The organism is Streptomyces cyanogenus, assembly GCF_017526105.1.
GTDB lineage: Bacteria > Actinomycetota > Actinomycetes > Streptomycetales > Streptomycetaceae > Streptomyces > Streptomyces cyanogenus.
The window spans coordinates 835,781-853,968 of sequence record NZ_CP071839.1; the positions used below are offsets into that span (position 1 = coordinate 835,781).

General features: G+C 76.0%; 20 protein-coding genes. 3 read left to right on the plus strand and 17 right to left on the minus strand.

The features are described 5' to 3' along the window. Nucleotides 1-91 precede the first annotated feature (91 nt). Both S1361_RS03680 and S1361_RS03685 read left to right on the plus strand, forming a co-directional pair. Nucleotides 92-964: a universal stress protein gene (locus S1361_RS03680; protein WP_208036427.1), complete on the plus strand. Its 873-nt coding sequence runs from the start codon at nucleotides 92-94 to the stop codon at nucleotides 962-964. A gap of 46 nt (nucleotides 965-1,010) precedes the next feature. Next, nucleotides 1,011-1,247 (plus strand): hypothetical protein, encoded by a 237-nt coding sequence (locus S1361_RS03685; protein WP_425086583.1) that lies wholly within the window; start codon nucleotides 1,011-1,013, stop codon nucleotides 1,245-1,247. Nucleotides 1,248-1,375: 128 nt separating this feature from the next. Here the strand turns inward: S1361_RS03685 and S1361_RS03690 are convergent, their stop codons facing one another. Together S1361_RS03690 and S1361_RS03695 are read right to left on the minus strand one after the other, a co-directional pair. Next, nucleotides 1,376-2,554: an acyl-CoA dehydrogenase family protein gene (locus tag S1361_RS03690; protein WP_208030409.1), complete on the minus strand. Its 1,179-nt coding sequence runs from the start codon at nucleotides 2,552-2,554 to the stop codon at nucleotides 1,376-1,378. Between the two features lie 102 nt (nucleotides 2,555-2,656). Next, complete coding sequence (locus S1361_RS03695) at nucleotides 2,657-3,031, minus strand: four-helix bundle copper-binding protein (RefSeq protein WP_208030410.1); 375 nt, start codon at nucleotides 3,029-3,031, stop codon at nucleotides 2,657-2,659. A 115-nt stretch (nucleotides 3,032-3,146) separates the two neighbouring features. Between S1361_RS03695 and S1361_RS03700 the strand changes: the two genes are divergently transcribed. Further along, nucleotides 3,147-3,512, plus strand: a complete 366-nt coding sequence (locus tag S1361_RS03700) for a DUF6479 family protein (protein ID WP_243769059.1) — start codon at nucleotides 3,147-3,149, stop codon at nucleotides 3,510-3,512. 60 nt (nucleotides 3,513-3,572) lie between these two features. On the opposite strand, the gene S1361_RS03705 is transcribed toward S1361_RS03700, so the two are convergent. The 15 genes from S1361_RS03705 to S1361_RS03775 form a co-directional block, all read right to left on the minus strand. Next, nucleotides 3,573-4,028 (minus strand): RpiB/LacA/LacB family sugar-phosphate isomerase, encoded by a 456-nt coding sequence (locus S1361_RS03705; RefSeq protein WP_208030411.1) that lies wholly within the window; start codon nucleotides 4,026-4,028, stop codon nucleotides 3,573-3,575. 82 nt (nucleotides 4,029-4,110) lie between these two features. Beyond that, nucleotides 4,111-4,305, minus strand: coding sequence for a hypothetical protein (locus S1361_RS03710; RefSeq protein ID WP_208030412.1), 195 nt, complete (start codon nucleotides 4,303-4,305; stop codon nucleotides 4,111-4,113). An 87-nt stretch (nucleotides 4,306-4,392) separates the two neighbouring features. Beyond that, nucleotides 4,393-5,643 (minus strand): ANTAR domain-containing protein, encoded by a 1,251-nt coding sequence (locus S1361_RS39825; RefSeq protein ID WP_208030413.1) that lies wholly within the window; start codon nucleotides 5,641-5,643, stop codon nucleotides 4,393-4,395. An 85-nt stretch (nucleotides 5,644-5,728) separates the two neighbouring features. Next, complete coding sequence (locus tag S1361_RS03720) at nucleotides 5,729-6,217, minus strand: STAS domain-containing protein (protein ID WP_243769060.1); 489 nt, start codon at nucleotides 6,215-6,217, stop codon at nucleotides 5,729-5,731. Nucleotides 6,218-6,435: 218 nt separating this feature from the next. After that, on the minus strand, nucleotides 6,436-7,368 hold the full coding sequence (locus S1361_RS03725) for a glycosyltransferase family 2 protein (RefSeq protein WP_208030414.1): 933 nt from the start codon (nucleotides 7,366-7,368) through the stop codon (nucleotides 6,436-6,438). After that, complete coding sequence (locus S1361_RS03730; RefSeq protein ID WP_208030415.1) at nucleotides 7,365-8,306, minus strand: glycosyltransferase family 2 protein; 942 nt, start codon at nucleotides 8,304-8,306, stop codon at nucleotides 7,365-7,367. Before S1361_RS03730 ends, S1361_RS03725 begins: the two co-directional genes overlap by 4 nt. Beyond that, complete coding sequence (locus S1361_RS03735; RefSeq protein ID WP_208036430.1) at nucleotides 8,296-9,300, minus strand: glycosyltransferase family 9 protein; 1,005 nt, start codon at nucleotides 9,298-9,300, stop codon at nucleotides 8,296-8,298. The genes S1361_RS03730 and S1361_RS03735 overlap by 11 nt, the downstream gene beginning before the upstream one ends. A 206-nt stretch (nucleotides 9,301-9,506) precedes the next feature. After that, nucleotides 9,507-10,928, minus strand: coding sequence for a PfkB family carbohydrate kinase (locus S1361_RS03740; protein WP_208030416.1), 1,422 nt, complete (start codon nucleotides 10,926-10,928; stop codon nucleotides 9,507-9,509). Next, entirely contained in the window at nucleotides 10,925-11,638 is a 714-nt protein-coding gene (locus S1361_RS03745; protein WP_208030417.1) for a D-sedoheptulose-7-phosphate isomerase, read from the minus strand. Before S1361_RS03745 ends, S1361_RS03740 begins: the two co-directional genes overlap by 4 nt. Beyond that, nucleotides 11,635-12,867 carry a glycosyltransferase gene (locus S1361_RS03750; protein WP_208030418.1) on the minus strand — a complete coding sequence of 411 codons (1,233 nt, stop codon included), beginning with the start codon at nucleotides 12,865-12,867 and terminating at the stop codon, nucleotides 11,635-11,637. Before S1361_RS03750 ends, S1361_RS03745 begins: the two co-directional genes overlap by 4 nt. Further along, nucleotides 12,864-13,826 (minus strand): glycosyltransferase, encoded by a 963-nt coding sequence (locus S1361_RS03755; protein WP_208030419.1) that lies wholly within the window; start codon nucleotides 13,824-13,826, stop codon nucleotides 12,864-12,866. The genes S1361_RS03750 and S1361_RS03755 overlap by 4 nt, the downstream gene beginning before the upstream one ends. Next, on the minus strand, nucleotides 13,823-14,833 hold the full coding sequence (locus tag S1361_RS03760; protein ID WP_208030420.1) for a glycosyltransferase family 9 protein: 1,011 nt from the start codon (nucleotides 14,831-14,833) through the stop codon (nucleotides 13,823-13,825). The genes S1361_RS03755 and S1361_RS03760 overlap by 4 nt, the downstream gene beginning before the upstream one ends. Continuing rightward, the gene (locus S1361_RS03765) at nucleotides 14,830-15,555 is read right to left on the minus strand and encodes a D-glycero-alpha-D-manno-heptose-1,7-bisphosphate 7-phosphatase (RefSeq protein WP_208030421.1); all 726 of its coding nucleotides are present in this window, start codon (nucleotides 15,553-15,555) and stop codon (nucleotides 14,830-14,832) included. The genes S1361_RS03760 and S1361_RS03765 overlap by 4 nt, the downstream gene beginning before the upstream one ends. Continuing rightward, on the minus strand, nucleotides 15,552-16,547 hold the full coding sequence (locus S1361_RS03770; protein WP_208030422.1) for a glycosyltransferase family 2 protein: 996 nt from the start codon (nucleotides 16,545-16,547) through the stop codon (nucleotides 15,552-15,554). Before S1361_RS03770 ends, S1361_RS03765 begins: the two co-directional genes overlap by 4 nt. Next, nucleotides 16,544-18,178: a carbamoyltransferase family protein gene (locus S1361_RS03775; protein WP_208030423.1), complete on the minus strand. Its 1,635-nt coding sequence runs from the start codon at nucleotides 18,176-18,178 to the stop codon at nucleotides 16,544-16,546. The genes S1361_RS03770 and S1361_RS03775 overlap by 4 nt, the downstream gene beginning before the upstream one ends. Nucleotides 18,179-18,188 lie beyond the last annotated feature (10 nt).

Sequence of the window (18,188 nt, forward strand, 5' to 3'; positions counted from 1 at the left end):
CCGGGCCGGTCGCGTGTCGCGGTCCCGGACAGGCGGTGCGACGGTGGTCGCAGGGGTTCGCGCCGGCCGGACGACGAAGGCGGTGACCGCGATGACCCACCCGCTGGTCGTGGGCGTCGACGGATCGGACCCCAGTCTGACGGCGGTCGACTGGGCGGTGGACGAGGCCGCCCGGCACGGGGTGCCCCTGCGTCTGGTCCATGCCTCCCTGTGGGAGATCTACGAGGGGACTCAGCCGTCCTTCGGCACCGACCGGCCCGCCGAGGAACTCGTGGCCGAGCACATCGTGGCTTCCTGCGTGGATCGGGCCCGGCGTCTCGACCCCGAGGTCGACGTGTCGGGCAGGGTCCTGGCCGAGGACGCCGTGTCGGCGTTGCTGCGCACGGGGCCCGAGGCGTTCGCTCTGGTCACGGGCTCGCGCGGGCGGGGCCAGGTCGCCGGGATGCTGCTGGGGTCCGTCAGCCTCGCGGTCGCCGCTCGCGCCGTCTGCCCGGTCTTCGTGGTCAGGGGCGCGGAACCCAACCGTCGGGGGGAGTTGGGCAGGGTCGTGGTGGGGGTCGGGGGCGTGACCGGCGGTGCGGGGGCCGTACGGTTCGCCGTCCGGGAGGCCGGGGTCCGTGGCTGCGCCCTGACGGCCGTACGTGCCTGGCGCACCCGGGCCCGGGAACCCGTGGACCACCCAAGGGCCGGCGGCGACGCCGCTCGGTCACGGGAGCAGCGGGCCGCCACCGACCTCGACGACGCGCTGCGGGAGGCCGTACGGGAGCATCCCCGGGTCGACGTCGACCGTCGGGCGGCCGAAGGCCCCGCCCACCGTGTCCTCCTCGACGCCGCGGCGGGAGCCGACCTGATCGTGGTGGGCGCCCGGCGCCACGGCCACTTCGGTCTGCAGCTCGGCAGGGTCGCCCACACCCTGCTGCACCATGCGGCATGCCCGGTTGCGGTCGTCCCGCAGCGGCTCTGAGGGCCCCCGGGCCGTCGGAGGGTCCGCAGGAGAGGCAGGGGGGCGGATGTCGGAGTGGATCCGGGAGTGGACGGGCTGCGATCCCGCCGCCGAGCGGCTGCGTGAAACCCAGTGCACCCTGGGCAACGGCTACTTCGCAACGCGCGACGCGCTCACGAGGACATGGTCAAACTGCCCGACTGGCTGCTCGTCCGGTTCCGTCTGCGGCGCGCCGAGGAACCGTCTGCGCCGCGGCACACTCATCCGGTCCTCCCGCCAGCCTCTTCCCGCGATCTCCGAGTAAAGGTCCGTCCCGGACTCCGGCGAGTCACCGCTCCGCGTCGTGCTCGCCGACCGAGCGGTGGTCATCGCGCCGGGGCCGACGCGTTCGCTCGCGATGCCGGACTCGGACGGCACGGTGGGCGCGCGACCCTAGCGCCGTACCCGGGGCATCCCCAGGCCGATCCAGGAGATGATCTCGCGCTGGATCTCGTTGTTGCCGCCGCCGAAGGTGAAGATGACCGCCGAGCGGTAGCCGCGCTCGAGTTCGCCGTGCAGGACGGCGCTCGCCGAGCCCTCCTTCAGTGGGCCGGCCGCGGCGACGATCTCCATGAGCCAGGCGTAGGCGTCCCGGCGGGCCTCGGAGCCGTAGACCTTGACCGCGGAGGCGTCCTGCGGGGTGAGCGTGCCGTCCTGCACGGCCGAGACCATCTGCCAGTTGAGGAGCTTGAGCGCGTCGAGCCGGGTGTGCGTGCGGGCCAGCAGCCGCCGTACCCAGGGCAGGTCGGCGACCCGCCGGCCGTCGGCCAGCTTGGTCTCCATCGCCCAGCGCTGCACGTCGTGCAGGGCACGGATCGCCATGGTGCCGTGGGCGGCGAGGGTGACGCGCTCGTGGTTGAGCTGGTTGGTGATCAGCCGCCAGCCCTCGTTCTCCGCGCCGACGCGCCGGGACACGGGGACGCGGACGTTCTCGTAGTAGCTCGCGGTGGTGTCGTGGGAGGCGAGGGTGCGGATCAGGGTGCAGGAGTAGCCGGGGTCGGAGGTCGGCACCAGCAGCATGGTGATGCCCTTGTGCGGCGGGGCCGCGGGGTCGGTCCGCACGGCCAGCCACACCCAGTCCGCGGTGTCGCCGTTGGTGGTCCAGATCTTCTGCCCGTCGACGACGTACGTGTCGCCGTCGCGTACGGCGCGGGTCCTGAGCGCGGCGAGGTCGGTGCCGGCGCCGGGCTCGCTGTAGCCGATCGCCAAGTCGATCTCGCCGGAGAGGATGCGGGGCAGGAAGTACGCCTTCTGCTCGTCGGTGCCGTACCGCATGATCGTCGGCCCGACCGTGTTCAGCGCCATCAGCGGCAGGGGTACGCCGGCCTGCGCGGCCTCGTCGAAGAAGATGAACTGCTCCATCGCCGTCATCCCGCGCCCGCCGTACTCCTCGGGCCAGCCGACGCCGAGCCAGCCGTCCGTGCCGAGGCGGCGGATGGTCTCGCGGTAGAACCGCTTCTGCGCGGCCGGGTCGGCGTACCGGGCGTAGGCGTTGTCCGGAACCAGCTCGGCGAAGTAGGCGCGCAGCTCGGTGCGCAGCCGCTGCTGCTCGGGCGTGTGGTCGAGGTGCACGGCGCCTCCAGGCTCCCCAAGGGCGGTCCTGACGGCGCACACCGTAGAACGTGTTTCAGAAATTGGGAATGCCGGGGCCCGGGTCAATTCGGGTACGGGTCCTCAGCCGAGCGTCTCCAGGAAGTCGGCGCAGGCGGCGGCGCAGGCCCGGCAGGAGTCCGCGGCCGATTCGGCGCCGGGATGCTCGTCGAAGGCGCGGGCGCACTCCAGGCACACCGAGCGGCACCAGTCGACCCTGACCCGGATCGCCTCCTCGTCCTGCCGGCCCTCCTCGCACAGCACCCGGCAGGTCGCGTCGCACACCTCGGCACACATGATGCCCAGCCGGCGCACCCGCTCCTGGTGCTCGGTGCCGTCCGGGTCGACGAGGCTCGCACGCACGGCGCAGGCCCGGGCGCACTCGGTGCACGCCTGGGCACAGGTGAAACGGTCCTCCAGGAACCGGTAGAGCTGCTGCTGCGAAGTCCGCGATGTCACACCCTGCGGGTAGCCGTGGCGGGCGGCGGCAAACACGGTGACGCGGCCACCCCTGCCCCCACCATGACCCACAGTGTCCTGGTTGGTCCCGTTCTGGGAGGGGTATCCATGTTCTATGGACACCGCATCGATGCAGCTGGCCGCCGCGAGCGGCCTGATGAGCCTCTTCCTGTTCATCGTGGCCGTAGGCGTGCTCGCGCTGCTCGCCGGCGGCTTCTGGATGACCTCCCGCGTCAGGTCCAACGAGTCCCCGCGCCCGCGCCCCGAGGAACAGCCCAAGCTGCCACCGGACGGCCCGGTGCGCGAGATCCGGCAGAACAGGGAGTCCGCGGAGATTCCCCGGATCGCCAAGGGCGACCGCCCGCTCACCCCGTACGAGCTGAGCAACATGGACAGCAAGCCGAGCGAGTCGCAGGAGCGTCCGCGCTGGAGCAAGGGCTCCAGCGGTTCCTTCGGCGGCGGCGGACTCGGCGCCCACTGAAGGCCCCGGCCCCACCGCCTCCGGCACCCGGCCCGCGCCGGCCCGCCGGACGCCCCGGACTCAGGCAGTCGTCCGGGCGGCGTCCAGGCGGCCGACGCGGGCCACGTTCTGCCGGTCCTCCGGATCCTGGCTGGGCTCGGCCCGGAACCAGGCGTCGAGGATCTCCCTGAGCACGGGCTCGGAGGTCAGCCGGAGGCTGAGCGCGAGGACGTTGGCGTCGTTCCAGCGGCGCGCGCCGTCGGCCGTGGCGGCGTCCGTGCACAGGGCGGCGCGCACGCCCGGCACCTTGTTGGCCGCGATGGACGCGCCGGTGCCGGTCCAGCAGCACACCACCGCCTGGTCGGCCGTGCCGTCGGCCACCTCCCGCGCGGCGGCCTCGGAACAGGCCGCCCACTGCGCGTCGGCGCCGGGCCGCAGCGCGCCGTGCTCCCGGACGTCGTGGCCCCGCCGGCGCAGCTCCGCGACCAGGAGCCGGGCCACGGGCTCGTCCATGTCGGAGGAGACGGAGATCCGCATACCCCGGAGCGTAACGCCTGCCCGTGCCCGGACGTGCCGAACGGCCCGCTGGGGGCCGTTCAACCGTGCGGACCGTACGGGGTCAGGGGTGGTCGGGCTGCTGCGCCGGCGGCACCCCGCCGCCCTCTCCCCCGCCCTTGGCGCCCTTGTCCGTGCCGTGCGGGCGCGCGCCCGCGTCACGGCCGCCCTGCTGGCGGGCCTTCAGCTCGCCGCTGTCCTGCGGGGTGGCGCCGCCCTTGTCACTGCGCCGCTGTTCGGGCTGCTGCGGATTGCTCATGCGCCGGACTCCCTCCGGTGGTGCGTGTTCCGTGCGGGGTCCGGGTTCCCAGGGCCGCGCGGGTGACGCACGCCGTCCGCGGACGGCTCAGGACACGGGGCGGGTCAGCGCCCGGTGGAGGTGTTCCAGGGCGTCGAGGAGCACCGAGCGGTGGTACCAGCTCAGCCAGGCCGAGGTGTCCGCGGCCAGCAGGGCGAACGCCTCGGCCTGCGCCGCGGTCGGCCGGTGGCCGGCGGCTGGCCAGTGCAGGGTGATCACGCCGGTGCACGAGCCGGCGGAGGAGAGCACCGGGACGCTCTGCACGGCGTGGGTGCCGGTGGCCAGCAGGGCGTGCCGGCAGTCGTCGGAGAGCTGCGGGTCGGCGGCGACGTCGGGCACGCTCACCTGACGGCCCCGGGCGCGGGCCGCCGCGTCGGCCGTGCCGTCGCCCCGGCCGCGCACGAGGTGGTCGAGGAACGTTTCCGCACAGCCGTGGTGGGTCTCCAGCATCAGGGTGTGCACGGCCGGGTCCACGAACTGCACGTATCCGGCGGGTGCCCGGCCGACGGCCAGTGCCTCGTGCAGCACGGCGTCGATCATCTGCCGCCGGTTGCGGGGGTCCCGGCCGTTCCGGCCCAGGATCCGCAGCTGCGGCACCGGCAGCGAGCGGCGGCCCGGGAACCACACCTCGCCGTCCGGGGGCCGGGCCGCCACCACGGCCGAGACCAGGACGCGCAGCGGCACGTTGAACCGCTGCGAGGCTTCGCGCAGCGCCCGGAAGGCACTGCCGGAGTCCGGCAGGCCGTAGCGGACCATGAGCGTGCCCTGCGCCATGCCGATCACCGGCGCCGTACGCACCCGGGCCCGCAGGGCGCGGACCTCCTTGTACAGGTCCTCGTACGAGGGCCGCAGCGGGTCCGCCATCTGGGAGTGCCAGGCGGGCAGCTCCTCCACCCGGGAGGCGGCGCGGGCCAGCTCGCGCACCGCCTCGTCGAGGGTGGCGTAGAGCCGGACGCCGTCGAGGCGGGCCAGGTGCACGGCCTCGCGGACGCCGGGCCGGGCGCGGACGATGATCAGGTCCGGGCGTCCGGTGCGGGCCCGGGTGGTCTCGCTGAGCGTGCGGAGCACGGCGGCGCCGCCGAGCTGGACGTGCGCCATGTCGAGCACGGGGCGCAGTCCGGCGCTGTCCGCCTGTTCCAGGTGGCCGCGCAGTTCCTCCGACCAGGCCTCGGCGCCCTGGGCGTCGAGGGTTCCCGACATGCGCAGCAGCAGGGCGCCTTCGGCGGGCAGTCCCTCGACGACGGAGGACTCGATGACGAGGGGAGCCGGGGCGGCCGGGCGGCCGGAAGAAGGTTTCATCGCATCACCCAGACTGGACGTGCCACAGTTGCCGATCGGCCTCTTCCCGACCGTGGCACCACCTTGCACGGCAGGTTCCCGGCCCTCAACCGCGCCGTGCACCGCGCCGGACGGGGGCGGCGGGCCGCCACGGCCGCTGTCCCGGACCGCCGGCCGGTTCGCCGGCCGTCAGGGCGTCCAGCGCGCAGGCCAGGGACGCGTGCACCCGGATCCCCGGCAGACCGGCCGAGGCCAGCGCCTCCCGCACGTGCGGCCGGGGCTGTACGACGGACAGGGCGCGGCCGGAGCGGGCGAGGGGCCCGGTCGCCCGGTCCAGGGAGCGCACCGCGTCGGCGCAGGCGAGGTACACCTCGCTCAGGTCCAGCAGGGGGTGCTCCGCGGCCTGGTCGGCGAGGGCGATGTGCTCGGCGAGGGCCTCGCAGAACCGCCGGGCGTTGGCGGCGTCGACCGTGCCCCGGGCCTTCAGGACGCTGATGCCGCCGAGCCCGGTGCGGTGCTCGTGGACGGTCTGCAGGAGCAGTGGGGCCGGGCCGCCGGGGCGGACACGGGCAGGGGACGGCGGACCGGATTCCATGGGGGCACGCGCTTCCTGGGCGGGGAGGAAGGAGCTCGGCCGGCCGCTTCTTGACCGGGACCTCACTGTGCCCCCGCCCGGATCCCGGATGCAACGACGTCTCCTGGGCGTGTCGTGGCGTCCTCGCGGTCGGCCGGCGTTCCGCCGGGCGGGTGAGCCGTGGCGCCCTCCCGGTCAGCGGACGTACCGCCGGGCGGGTGAGCGTGGCGCCCTCCCGGTCAGCCGATGTACCGCCGCGCGGGTGAGTCCCTGCGGGCCCGCTCCAGCGTGGCGAGCCGGCGTTCCAGCTCCGGCGGTACGGGGTCGCGCTGGCGCAGCACCCACGGCAGGCCGGCGGTGGCGTGGGCGAACGCGCGGGCGGAGGCCGCGTCCCGGGGCACGGTACGGATGAGGTGCCCGGTGCGGCGCAGCGCCGGCAGCAGCGGGCGGCGCAGCCAGGTGAACCACAGGGTGTTGCGCAGCCCGAGGATCCGGCGGGCCGTGCTGTCGCGCAGCCGGGACGCGTGGTGGTGGACGGTGAGTTCCTCGGCGTAGGCGAGCCACCAGCCCTGGCGCAGCAGGTCGCAGGCGAGCAGTTCCTCCTCGCCCCCGAGCCACAGACCGGGGTGGAAGCCGCCGCCCGCGCGGAAGGCCTCGGTACGCAGCACGGTGGCGGCGGCGAGGAAGGACCCGAGAGCGGGTCCGGGGAGCCAGTCGGGGCCGGACAGCGGGGACTCGCGCAGCTCACGCACGACCGGGTCCTCGGTGCCCTCCGGTTCCACGAGGATCCGCGCGGTGACGGCCGCGAGCCGGGGCCGGGCGTCCAGCAGGTCGGCGGCCCGGCGCAGGCTGCCGGGCTCCCACCAGGTGTCGTCGTCGCAGAAGGCGACGTAGGGCGTGCGCACCCGCTGGACGGCCAGGTTGCGGCCGATCGCGCCGAGGTTGCGGCCGGGGCGCAGCAGGGTCATTTCGGGGAAGTGCCGGGCGACGGCCTCGGCGGTGCCGTCGGTGGAGGCGTTGTCGGTGACGATCACGGGCGGGTGTTCGGGCAGCCGGCGCAGCAGGGCGAGGGTGCGCAGCAGTTCGGCGCGGCGGTTGTGGGTGATCAGGACGACGGTCGTCCGGTCGTCGGAGCCGGTCCGGGTACGGATCCCGGGGGCGGGCCTGGTCATCGGGCGGCGCCCCCCTCCGGGCGTCCGGACGCCTCCCGGTCGAGCAGCCGGGCGGCGTCCTCGACGTGCGGGGGCAGGGTCCGGCGGCGGGCGAGGGCGGCCGGGAACCGGGCGAGGCTCTCCTTGAGGGCGCGGCGCGCGCCGGGCCGGCCGGCCGCGGCGGCCAGCGCGAGGTCGGCGAAGGCGCGCAGGACGACCGGCCAGGGGCGGCGCAGGCAGGTGGTGAGCACGTGGTTGCGCCGGACGAGGAAGGAGCGGCCGGTGCGGCCGTGGTCCTCGGGGTGGTGGCGGGCGCGCAGGGCGGGCTCGTAGGCGACGCCCCAGCCGGCGGCGGCGAGGTCGTAGGCGAGCAGGGTCTCCTCGCCGCCGAAGAAGAGCAGCGGGTGGTAGCCGCCGGCGCTCAGGAAGGCCTCCCGGCGGACCACGCAGGCGCAGCCGAGGAAGCCGAGCACCGGGCGGCCGGGCAGGTCCGGCTCGGGCCGCAGCGGGGAGGCGGCGAGTACGGCGTTGAGGGGGTCCTCGGCGGCTTCCTCGCCGACCAGGGTGCGGGCGGCGAGCAGGCCCAGCCGGGGGTGCCGGTCGAGGAGGTCGGCGGCCCGGGCGAGGCTGCCGGGTTCCCACCAGGAGTCGTCGTCGCTGAAGGCGACGTAGGGGGTGCGGGCGTGCTGGACGGCCAGGTTGCGGCCGAGGGCGCCGGTGTTGGCGGCGGCCCGCAGCAGCCGGGTGATCGCCGGGTGGCCGGCGACGGCCCGGCAGGTGGTGTCGTCGCGGGAGTTGTCGACCACGATGACCGGCGGCCGCTCGGGCAGCGCGGCCAGCGCGTCCAGGGTGCGCAGCAGGCTTTCGCTGCGGTCGCGGGTGATGACGGCGACGGTGACGCGGGGATCGCCCGGGGCGGAGGGCCGGCGGACGCGGCCGGGGGCGTGCTCAGTGGACATGCGCCACCTCCGGTCCGCTCGGCCGCGGCCGGTCGCGGTCGTCCCGCAGGAGCATCAGGCAGGCCGCGGCGACCTCGCCGGTGCGGATGCGCAGCAGCCGGGCGTCGGGGGTGCGGCCGTGCGGGTCGCCGGGCGGGCCGGGTTTCCACAGGGCGAGGTGGTCGGGGCTCGGCGGCGGGCCCCACAGGCGCGGGGAGACCGGTCCGAACAGGGTGACGGAGCGGGTGCCGTGGGCCACCGCGAGATGGGCGAGGCCGGTGTCGCCGCTCAGCACCAGGGACGCCTCGGCGACCAGCGCGGACAGCTGCCCGAACGGCAGCCCGCCGGTCAGCACGTCACCGCCGCGCCGGCCGCTGCGTTCGGCGACCAAGCGGACCAGGGCGTCCTCGCCGGGGCCACCGGTGAGGACCACCCGGTGCCCGGCGGCGCGCAGACACCGTACGACGGCGGCGAACCGCTCCGTCGGCCAGCGGCGGGAGCCCGAGGCCGCGCCGGGGTGCACCACGACCGCGCCGGGGGCCGGGGACGGGGTGACGGGCGGGGGAAGCCTCAGGTCCAGAGGGTCGGCGGGGATGCCGTGGTCGTGCAGGAAGGCGCACCAGCGGTCGCGTTCGTTGAGCTGTCCCCGCCACGGCGGGCCGTCCGGGCAGGCGTGGGCGAGCAGCCGGCGCGGGTGCAGGGCGGCGAGGGCGTCGCGGCTCTCGGGGCCGTTGCCGTGCAGGTCGATCGCCACGTCGGGGGGCGGCCCCGGCCAGTGGGCGAGGTCGGGCACCGCGCGGTCCGGCGCCTCGGCCGGGAACACGGTGTCGACGGCCCCGGTGGACAGGGCGAGTTCGGCGAGGCCCGGCGGCTGGGCGAGCACGACCTGGTGACCGGGGAAGGCCCGGCGGACACCGCGCAGCGCGGGCACGCCGGCCAGCAGATCGCCGAGACCCAGCGCACGCAGGACCAGGACCCGCGGAGCGTGCTCGGTCCGCTGGTCGGCGGTGGTCACCTCGCGCGTCGCGCGGCCGCGGGGGGTGGTCTCATGTGCCGCGCCGTCACGAGAGGCCACCTCCTGCGCCGCGCGGCCGCGAGAGGCCACCTCCTGCGCCGCTTGGTCACTGGAGGTCGGCTCATCTGTCGTGCCGTCGCGGGAGGTCACCTCATCTGTCACGCGGTCGCGAGGGACCACCTCCTGCGTCGCGCCGTCGCGGGAGGTCACCTCGTGCGTCCTCCGGTCGGGGTGGGGGCCAGGGCCGCTCGCCGGGCGAGGCCGGTGGTGGAGCGGCCGTCCAGGTAGGGCAGCAGCAGGACCTGGCCGCCCCAGCTCTCCACCAGGGGCTGTTCGGGCAGCTCGGTCCGGGCGTAGTCGCCGCCCTTGGCCCAGATGTGCGGGCGGAGTTCGCCCAGGATGCGTTCGGGTGTGTCCTCGTCGAACACGGCGACGGCGTCGACGCATTCGAGGGCGCGCAGTACCCGTACCCGGTCGGCGGCCGGGACGAGGGGACGGCCGTCGCCCTTGCGGCGGCGTACCGAGTCGTCGGAGTTGACGCACACGACGAGGCAGTCGCCGGCCCGGCGGGCGGCCTGGAGCAGGGCGACGTGCCCGGCGTGCAGCAGGTCGAAGCAGCCGCCCGCGGCGACGACGGTGCCGCCGGCGGCCCGGACCCGGGCGGCGGTGCGCACGGCGTCGGCGGTGGTGTCGCCGTCGGCCGGCGGCTGCGCGACGGTCTCCGGCTCGTCGGCGACGGCGACCGCGCGGGCGCCGCCTTCGGCGACGTACCGGGTGGCGGCGTGCACGGCGGCCTGTACGGCGGCCTCGGTGAGGGCCCCGTCGGCGATCAGGCCGGCGGCGGCAGCGGCGAACCGGTCGCCCGCGCCGCAGGGGTCGCCGGTGGCGGCGGCCGGGGTGGGCACGAGCAGCGGTGTCTCGCCGTGCGAGAGCAGGGCGCCGCGTTCGCCGAGGGTCACCGCGACGGCCTGGGCCCGCCAGGCCGCGACGAGGGCGCGGGCGTCCCGGGCGGCGGTGCGCAGGCCGGCCGCGTCACCTGAGTCGCCGTCGGACAGCTGCCGGGCGAAGGCGCGGGCCTCCTGGGCGGAGGGGGTGGCCAGGCGGACGCCGGGGACGGGGGGCCGGCCGCGCACGTGCGGGTCCCAGACGACGGGTGCCGTCGCGTGGGTCAGGGCGTCCCGCAGGACGTCGGCGGTGCCGCGGCCGTAGTCGGCGACGAGGATGCCGTCGGCCGCCGCGATCGTGGACACCGCCTCCTGGGTCGCCTCGCGGGCGCGGCCCTCGCCGTCGTCGAGGCGGAGCAGCGGCCGGTCCCCGGCCAGCACCCGGGTCTTGCTGCTCAGGCTGCCCTCCAGCGGCACCTCGACCAGGCCGACCCGGTCGGCCAGCAGCTCCCGCAGGGTGTCGCTGGCGGCGTCGGAGCCCAGGGCGGTGACCAGGGTGACGGGCCGTCCGTCGGCGGCCGCGAGGCAGGCGGCGAGGGCGGCACCGCCGGGGCGGGAGCTGCGCCGGGTGCCGTGGACGACGGGAACGGGCGCGTCCGGGGCGAGCCGCTCGGCCCGGCCGCACAGGTCGTGGTCGAGCAGGGCGTCGCCCACGACGACCAGGGGCGTCGGTGCGGTGGTCATGCGTGTCCCTTCCTCGGGGCCACGGGCGCGCCGGTCGCGGTACGGCCGACCGTGCGGGCCCGGCCGACGAGCCGCCCGACGACGCCCGGCTTGCCGTCGGCACCCGGCTTGCCGCCCTCGTCGGCCCGGTGGCCGGCCTCGCCGCGCTCGACCGCCTGGTCGAAGGCCTCGCAGAGCATGTGCACGGCGACCAGGTGGAGTTCCTGCACGGTGGCGGTGACGGGGGCGTCGACGCACAGCGCCTCGTCCGCGCCGAGCTGCAGCGGGTTGGGGGCCCGGCCGGTCAGCGCCCACACCGTCATGCCGAGGCGGTGCGCGCGGTCGGCGGCGGACAGCAGGTTGGCGCTTGCGCCGCTGGTGGACAGCAGCAGGAGCACGTCTCCGGGGCGGCCGTGGGCGGCGGTCTGCCGGGCGAACACCTCCTGGACGCCGTAGTCGTTGGCGATCGCGGTGGTGGAGGAGGTGTCGGCGTGCAGGGCGACCGCGGAGAACGGCGGTCGGTCGTCGCGGTAGCGGCCGACGAGTTCGGCGGTGAGGTGCTGCGCCTGGGCGGCGCTGCCGCCGTTGCCGGCGACGAGCAGCCGGGCGCCGGAGCCCAGCCGCCGGGCGAGTTCGGTGCCCCAGCGCTCGATGAGCGGACCGTGCTCGCGGAACGCCTCCAGGGCCTTGGCGAGGTCGTCGCAGTGCGTGGTGTCGGTGACGGTGTTCATCGGACGACTCCCGAGAGCGAGTGGATCGAGGACACGGCGCCGTACACCCCGGCCACGCCGTCGGCCACCCGGTCCCAGGTGTAGTGGCTGAGCACCCGGGAGCGGCCGGCGGCTCCGTACCGGGCGAGCCGGTCGGGGTCGGCGAGGAGGGCGCGGACGACCGCGCCGAGGTCGTGGTCGTCGTCGGCCGGGACCAGGACACCCGTGGTGCCGTCCACGACTGTGTCGAGCTGGCCACCGACGGCGGTGGCGACGACCGGCGTGGCGCAGGCCATGGCCTCCAGCGGGACGATGCCGAAGGGCTCGTACCGGGGCAGCGACAGCACCAGGTCGGCGCTGGACATCAGCCGCGGCATCCGGGCCCGGCTGACCCCGCCGAGCAGGGTGACCCGGTCCGAGACGCCGTACTCGCCGGCGATGCCGTAGAGGCGTGCGGCCTCGGGCTCGGTGCCGAGCAGGTCGGCCTCGGGGCCGCCGGCGACGAGGAGTTCGGCGTCGGGGACGCCGGCCAGGGCGCGGATGGCGCGGTCGAAGCCCTTGCGGGGCACGAGCCGGCCGACGGCCAGCAGCCGCCTGCGGGCGCCGGGCGGTCGGGTGCGGGCGCCCGGGGTGAACTGGTCGGGGTCGACGCCGCAGGGGACGACGCTGATCCGGTCCTCGGGCAGCCCCATGGCCTTCAGTTCGGCGACCTCGTCGCTGCAGGTGGCGATGATCCGGGCGCACTCGTGGCCGATGGCCTCCTCGATGGCGAGGCGCTGCGGCGGGCTGGTGTCGGCGTCGCCCTGGTAGCGCTTCTTCACCGTGCCCAGCGCGTGGTAGGTCTGCACGACGGGGATGCCGAGGTCGCGCGCGCCGGCCAGGGCGGCCAGGCCCGACATCCAGAAGTGGGCGTGCACCACGTCGGGTGGGCTCTCGGCCCACTGCCGGGCCAGGAAGTGCCCGAACTCGGTCATGTGGGGAAGGAGTTCGTCCTTGGGGACGGGCGCGGGCGGTCCGGCGGGCACGTGCACCACCTGTACGCCGTCGATGAGGGTCACCCGGTCCGGCAGGCCCGCCGAGTCCCGCCGGGTGTACACCGTGACCCGGTATCCCTTCCTGGCGAGCTGCCGGGCGACCTGCGCCACGTACACGTTCTGGCCGCCCGCGTCCGGTCCGCCGAGCGCGGCCAGCGGGCTGGCGTGCTCGGAGACCATGGCGACGCGCCCGGCCGTGTGCGGAATGCGGCTCATCGGGTGACCTCCTTGATCAGGCGCTCCCAGTCGTCGAGGAAGCGCCGCTCTCCGTAGCGGGCCTGGGCCGCGGCCCGGGCCGCCGCGCCGGCGCGGCGGGCCCGCTCGGGTTCGGCGAGGAAGGCCCGTACGGCGTCCTCCAGGACGTCGAGGCGGTTCGAGACCACCCCGGCGCCGTCGGGTATCGCCTCCCGGACCTCCGTGGTGTCCAGGGCGACCACGGGCATGCCCAGGAACATGGCCTCCAGCAAGGACAGCCCGAGCGAGGTCCAGCGCACGGGGTGCACGTAGACGCGGCAGCGGGCCATCTCCCGGTGCAGTTCGTGCTGCGGCAGGTCCCGGGTGCGGCACCGCTCGGGGGGCAGGCCGAGGTGCTCGGCGAGACCTTCGGTGCGCATCCCGAAGACGTCCAGGGGCGCGGACCGGGCGAACCGGGGCAGCAGGTCGGTGCCGGTGGTACGGCCCCTGCGCACGGGCTCGTTGACCACGACGGCCGCGCGCCGCTCGGTGCCGGTGTAGAGCGCGCCGGGGTCGATGATGCCGTGCTCGACGACCTCGGTCGGGGCCTGGCCGTTGTCCCACATCAGCCGGTTGAAGTGGGTGACGTGCACGACGGGGATCCCGGACTGCCGGGCCAGCGGGTGGAGTTGCCGCTCGGGCGACTCGTCGGGGCTGTTGTGCTCGACGTACACGGCGGGCACGTCCACGCCGGGCCGGCGGCCGGTCCAGCGCAGGGCGAGGTCGAGTTCGTGCGGGCGTTGCAGCACCATCAGGTCGATGTCGCAGTCCCACAGCTCCTTGGGGGTGCGTTCCTGCACGGACTCGGGCCAGTCCCAGGTCACGGCTCGGCCGAGGCCGTCGGGTCCGCGGTCGTCGGTGACCGGGACCAGGTAGGTGTGGGGGCCCTGCACGAAGGCGGTGAGCCAGGATCCGTGCACGTGCCAGACGAGGATGTTCATGGCTGTCGCTCCTGTATGAGCTTGTGCACCGCGCGCACCACGTCCTGTCCGGTGACCTCGTCCAGGCAGGGGTGGCCGGGCACCGGGCAGGTGAGGGCCCGGGTGTCCGCGCACGGCGCCGACTGGTCGCCGAGCAGGATGACGGGGACGCCGTACGGGGCCCAGCGCTCGGCCGGTACGACGGGGGCGAACAGCGAGACGACCGGGGTGCCGACGGCGGCGGCGAGGTGGGCGGGGCCGGTGTTGGCGCTGATCACGACGTCGGCCATGCGCAGTACTCCGGCGAGGGTGCGGGGGGATGTCCGGCCGCCGAGGTCCACGGCCAGGCCGCCGCTGACCTCGCGGGTGAGGCCGGTCTCCTCAGGGCCGCCGGTGACGACGACGCGGTGCCCGGCGTCGGTGAGCAGTGCGACCGCCTCGGCGCAGCGGTGCGGGCTCCAGGCGCGGGCGGGGGCGCTGGCGCCGGGGTGCAGGACGACGTAGGGGCCGTTGCCGGTGAGGCTGCCGGTGTCCGGGGGCGGCAGCACGCGCAGCCGGCCGTCGTCCCCGGGCGGAGCCGGGAAGCCCAGGGCGGCGGCGGTGTCCAGGGCCGCCTCGGCCTCGTGCCGGCCCGCCAGCCGCCGGTGGCGTACGTCGAGCAGCCGGCCGGGATGGTCGACGCTGTCGGCCCCGATCCGGCCGACCCCGGCGAGCCGGAGCAGCAGGGCCGTGGGCAGCGGGCTCTGGTGGAACGACGTCAGGACGAGCGCGGTGTCGTAGGCCCCGGCGCGCAGCCGCCCCACCAGCCCGTCGATGTCCGCCGGACGGACCGGAGGCGGGTCGAAGCCCTCCCACGGCGCCTCCCACACCAGCACCTCGTCGACCCCCGGCAGCAGGCGGGCGGCGTCCGCGCCCCGGGGACCGCAGAGCAGGGTGACGTGCGAGGAACGCGCGGCGACGGCACGCACGGCGGGACCGGCGAGCAGCACGTCACCGAAACTGTCGAGCCGGACGACGAGTGATTTCACGCCGGCCACCTCCCCACCGGTCCGGCGGCGTCCGGCACGGCGCACGGCGCCCGCTCGTGGGCCACGGCGCCGGGGGTGGCGGACGGCGCCCGATGCGGAGCCCCGGCGTCCGCCGGAGCCGATCGCGTCGGGGTCTGCCGTGGCCGGGCGGGAGACTCCGTGCGCGGACCGGAGGCGCGCCTGCCCGCCGGGGAGACGCCCGCCTCGGTCAGGGCCGCGCGGACGGCGGTGAGGAGATCGGGGGCACTCTCCGTGGCGAAACGTTCCACCTCCGCCGGGGCGGTGGCCGCGTTCGGGACCAGGACGCCCCGGGCGCCGGCCGCGCGGGCGGCCAGGACGTCGGCGGCGATGTCGCCGATCACCAGGCATTCGGCGGGCGGCACGCCCAGCCGTTCGGCGGCCATGCGGACGAGGCCGGGGCGGGGCTTGCGGCAGGCGCAGCCGGCGTCCGGGGCGTGCGGGCAGAACACCCAGGTGTCCAGGCCGCCCAGCAGCTCGTCGGCGCGTTCGTTGACGCGGAGCACCTGCTCGGTGGTAAGCAGCCCGCGGCCGATGCCGGACTGGTTGCTCACCACGCCGGTGGCCAGGCCGTGGGCGCGGGCCAGCGCGACGGCCGCGGCGGCGCCCGGCAGCAGCCGGACCCGGTCGGGGTCGCCGTTGTACGGCACGTCCACCACGAGGGTGCCGTCGCGGTCGAACAGAACGGCGGACAGCCTGCTCACTCGGCACCTCCCAGCGGCTCGGCGTGCCGGTGGCGGACGACACCGCGCAGCCAGTGCCGGACGGCGAGCGGCGGGATGAGCACGCTGGTGCCGAGCATCCCGGCGATCTCGCGGGCGGTGCGCGGGCCGGGCAGGATCCGGGCGAGCGCGAACTCGGCCGTGCCCAGCGTCCACAGGACCGCGCAGGCGCTCGCGGCCCGGCGCCGCCCGGCCAGCGCGCAGCCGGCTGCGGCGAGGGCCGCGCCGGTGACCGCCAGATGCCGGGGCAGCCGGCCGCGGGGCGCCTGCGCGCGGTCCCACCAGTCACGCCCGTGCAGCCGGTTCATCAGGGCGTCGTCGGCGTTGCCGCGCTGCGCCGGCAGCGAGGCCCACCAGTGCGCCGGACGGACCGGGTGCCGGGTGACGCGGGCGCCCCGCACCAGCTCCCAGCCCGCCCGCTGCACCCGCAGGGCCAGGTCGGCGTCCTCGCGGAAGGCGCGCGGGAAGCGTTCGTCGAAGCCGCCGGTCCGCTTGAGCGCCTCGGTGCGGTACGCCATGTCGGCGGTGGCCCAGGCGGCGTTCTCCAGGCCCTTGGTGGTGCGTTCCCAGTCGGTGGGCCGGCGGTCCAGGGGCAGCGGGACACGCAACCGCCCCTGGACGCCACCGACCTCGGGACCGGCCGCCCGCAGGTCGTCGGCGAGCCGCCGGGACCAGTCCGGCAGCACCTGGACGTCGTCGTCCAGGAACACCGTCCAGGGCGTACGGACGGTCTGCCAGCCGGCGTTGCGGGCGGCGGCCGGCCCCCTGCCGCCGGTGCGCAGGGTGCGCACCCGGTCGAGCAGTTGCCCGGCCGTTTCCAGGGGCAGGTCGCCGTCGGGCTCGGGCCGGTCGTCCACGACGACCACCTCGTGCGGCGCATGGCCGTCGGCCGCGGCGAGCGCGCGCAGGCACTCCGCGAGGCAGGGCCGGCCGATCGTCGGGACGACGACGGTGTAGGCGGGCGCGCCGGTCATGCGAACGCCTTCCCGCGGCGGATCGCGAACGGGCCGAGCACCAGCAGGTCCACGGGTGCCGAGCCGAAGCACTCCAGGGCGTCCCGGGGGTCGTCGACCATGGGCCGCCCGGCGGTGTTCAGGCTGGTGTTGACCACCACCGGCAGCCCGGTGCGCCGTTCGAAGCCCTCGATCATCCGGGCCACCAGCGGCTCCTGCGCGCGGTCGACGGTCTGGATGCGGGCCGTGCCGTCGACGTGCACCACGGCCGGGATGCGGGCCTTCCAGTCGGCGGCCACCCCGTGCACGAACAGCATGTGCGGGCTGGGCAGCGGCCCGTCGAAGATCTCCCCGGCGCGTTCGGCGAGCACCATGGGCGCGACCGGCCGGAACTCCTCGCGTCCCTTGACCGCGTTGAGCCGCTCCAGGTTCTCCGCCCTGCCGGGGTGGGCGAGCAGCGACCGGTGCCCGAGCGCGCGTGGCCCGTACTCGCTGCGCCCCTGGAACCACGCCACGATCCCGTCGGCGGCCAGCGTCTGAGCCGCTGTCTCGGCGATGTCGGAGGGCTCCTCGTACGGTACGGCCGCACGCTCCAGCCACGCGCGCAGTTCGGCGTCGCTCCAGCCGCGGCCCAGGGCGGCCGTCGGCATCGGCTCCAGGGTGTCCTTCTGCCCGGCGACATGCGCCGCCGCGCCGAGGGCGGTACCGGCGTCGCCGGCGGCGGGCTGCACCCACACGTGCCGGAAGCCGCTCTCCCGCCACAGCCGGGTGTTGGCCACGCAGTTGAGGGCCACCCCGCCGGCCATGGTGAGCGCCTCCTCGCCGGTGCGCTCGCGCAGCCACCGGGCGATGCCGAGCATGGCCTCCTCCAGGCAGAGCTGGGCGCTGGCCGCGAGGTCGGCGTGGTCCTGGTTCCAGGCGCCGCCGGCCGGGCGGGGCGGGACGAGTTCGGCCCAGGGCACCGGGCGGGCCCGGAAACCGCCGTCGTCGGCGGCGTGGACGTACTCGCGCAGCCGGCCGGCGAAGCGCGGGGTGCCGTAGGAGGCGAGCGCCATGACCTTGAACTCGTCGCTGCTGCGCAGGAATCCGAGGTGCTGGGTGAGGTCCTCGTAGAACAGGCCGAGGGAGTCGGGCAGCCGCTGGGTGCCGAGGACGGTCAGTTCGCGGTTGGTGTAGCGGCCGGCCAGGTGCGAGCCGCACTCGCCGCGGCCGTCCAGGACGAGGACGGCGCAGTCCGGGTACGGCGACACGGGACCCGCGGAGGCCGCGTGCGCCACGTGGTGCGGGACGAACCTCACTTTCGCCGGATCGAGTCCGGGCAGGGCCTCGGCGAGGAAGTCGGGTGCCTGGCGGGCGTACTGCTGGCGCAGGTGGTCCCAGGGGTCGTGCAGGCCCATCTCGTCGGCGGGGCGGGCGAGTGCGGGGTCGTAGGAGTAGGCGACGGCGTCCAGGTCGGACGGGGTCAGGCCGGCCTGCTCCAGGCACCAGCGGGCCGACTGCTCGGGCAGCTCCCAGGCGGAGAAGGGAACGGGCCGCTTGCCGTGCTTGCGGCGGGAGAACCGCTCCTCCTCCGCCGCCGCCACGATCCGGCCGTCGGTGAGGAGGGCGGCGGCGGGGTCGTGGAAGAGTGCGTTGATTCCGAGGACGTGCATGCGCTGTCTC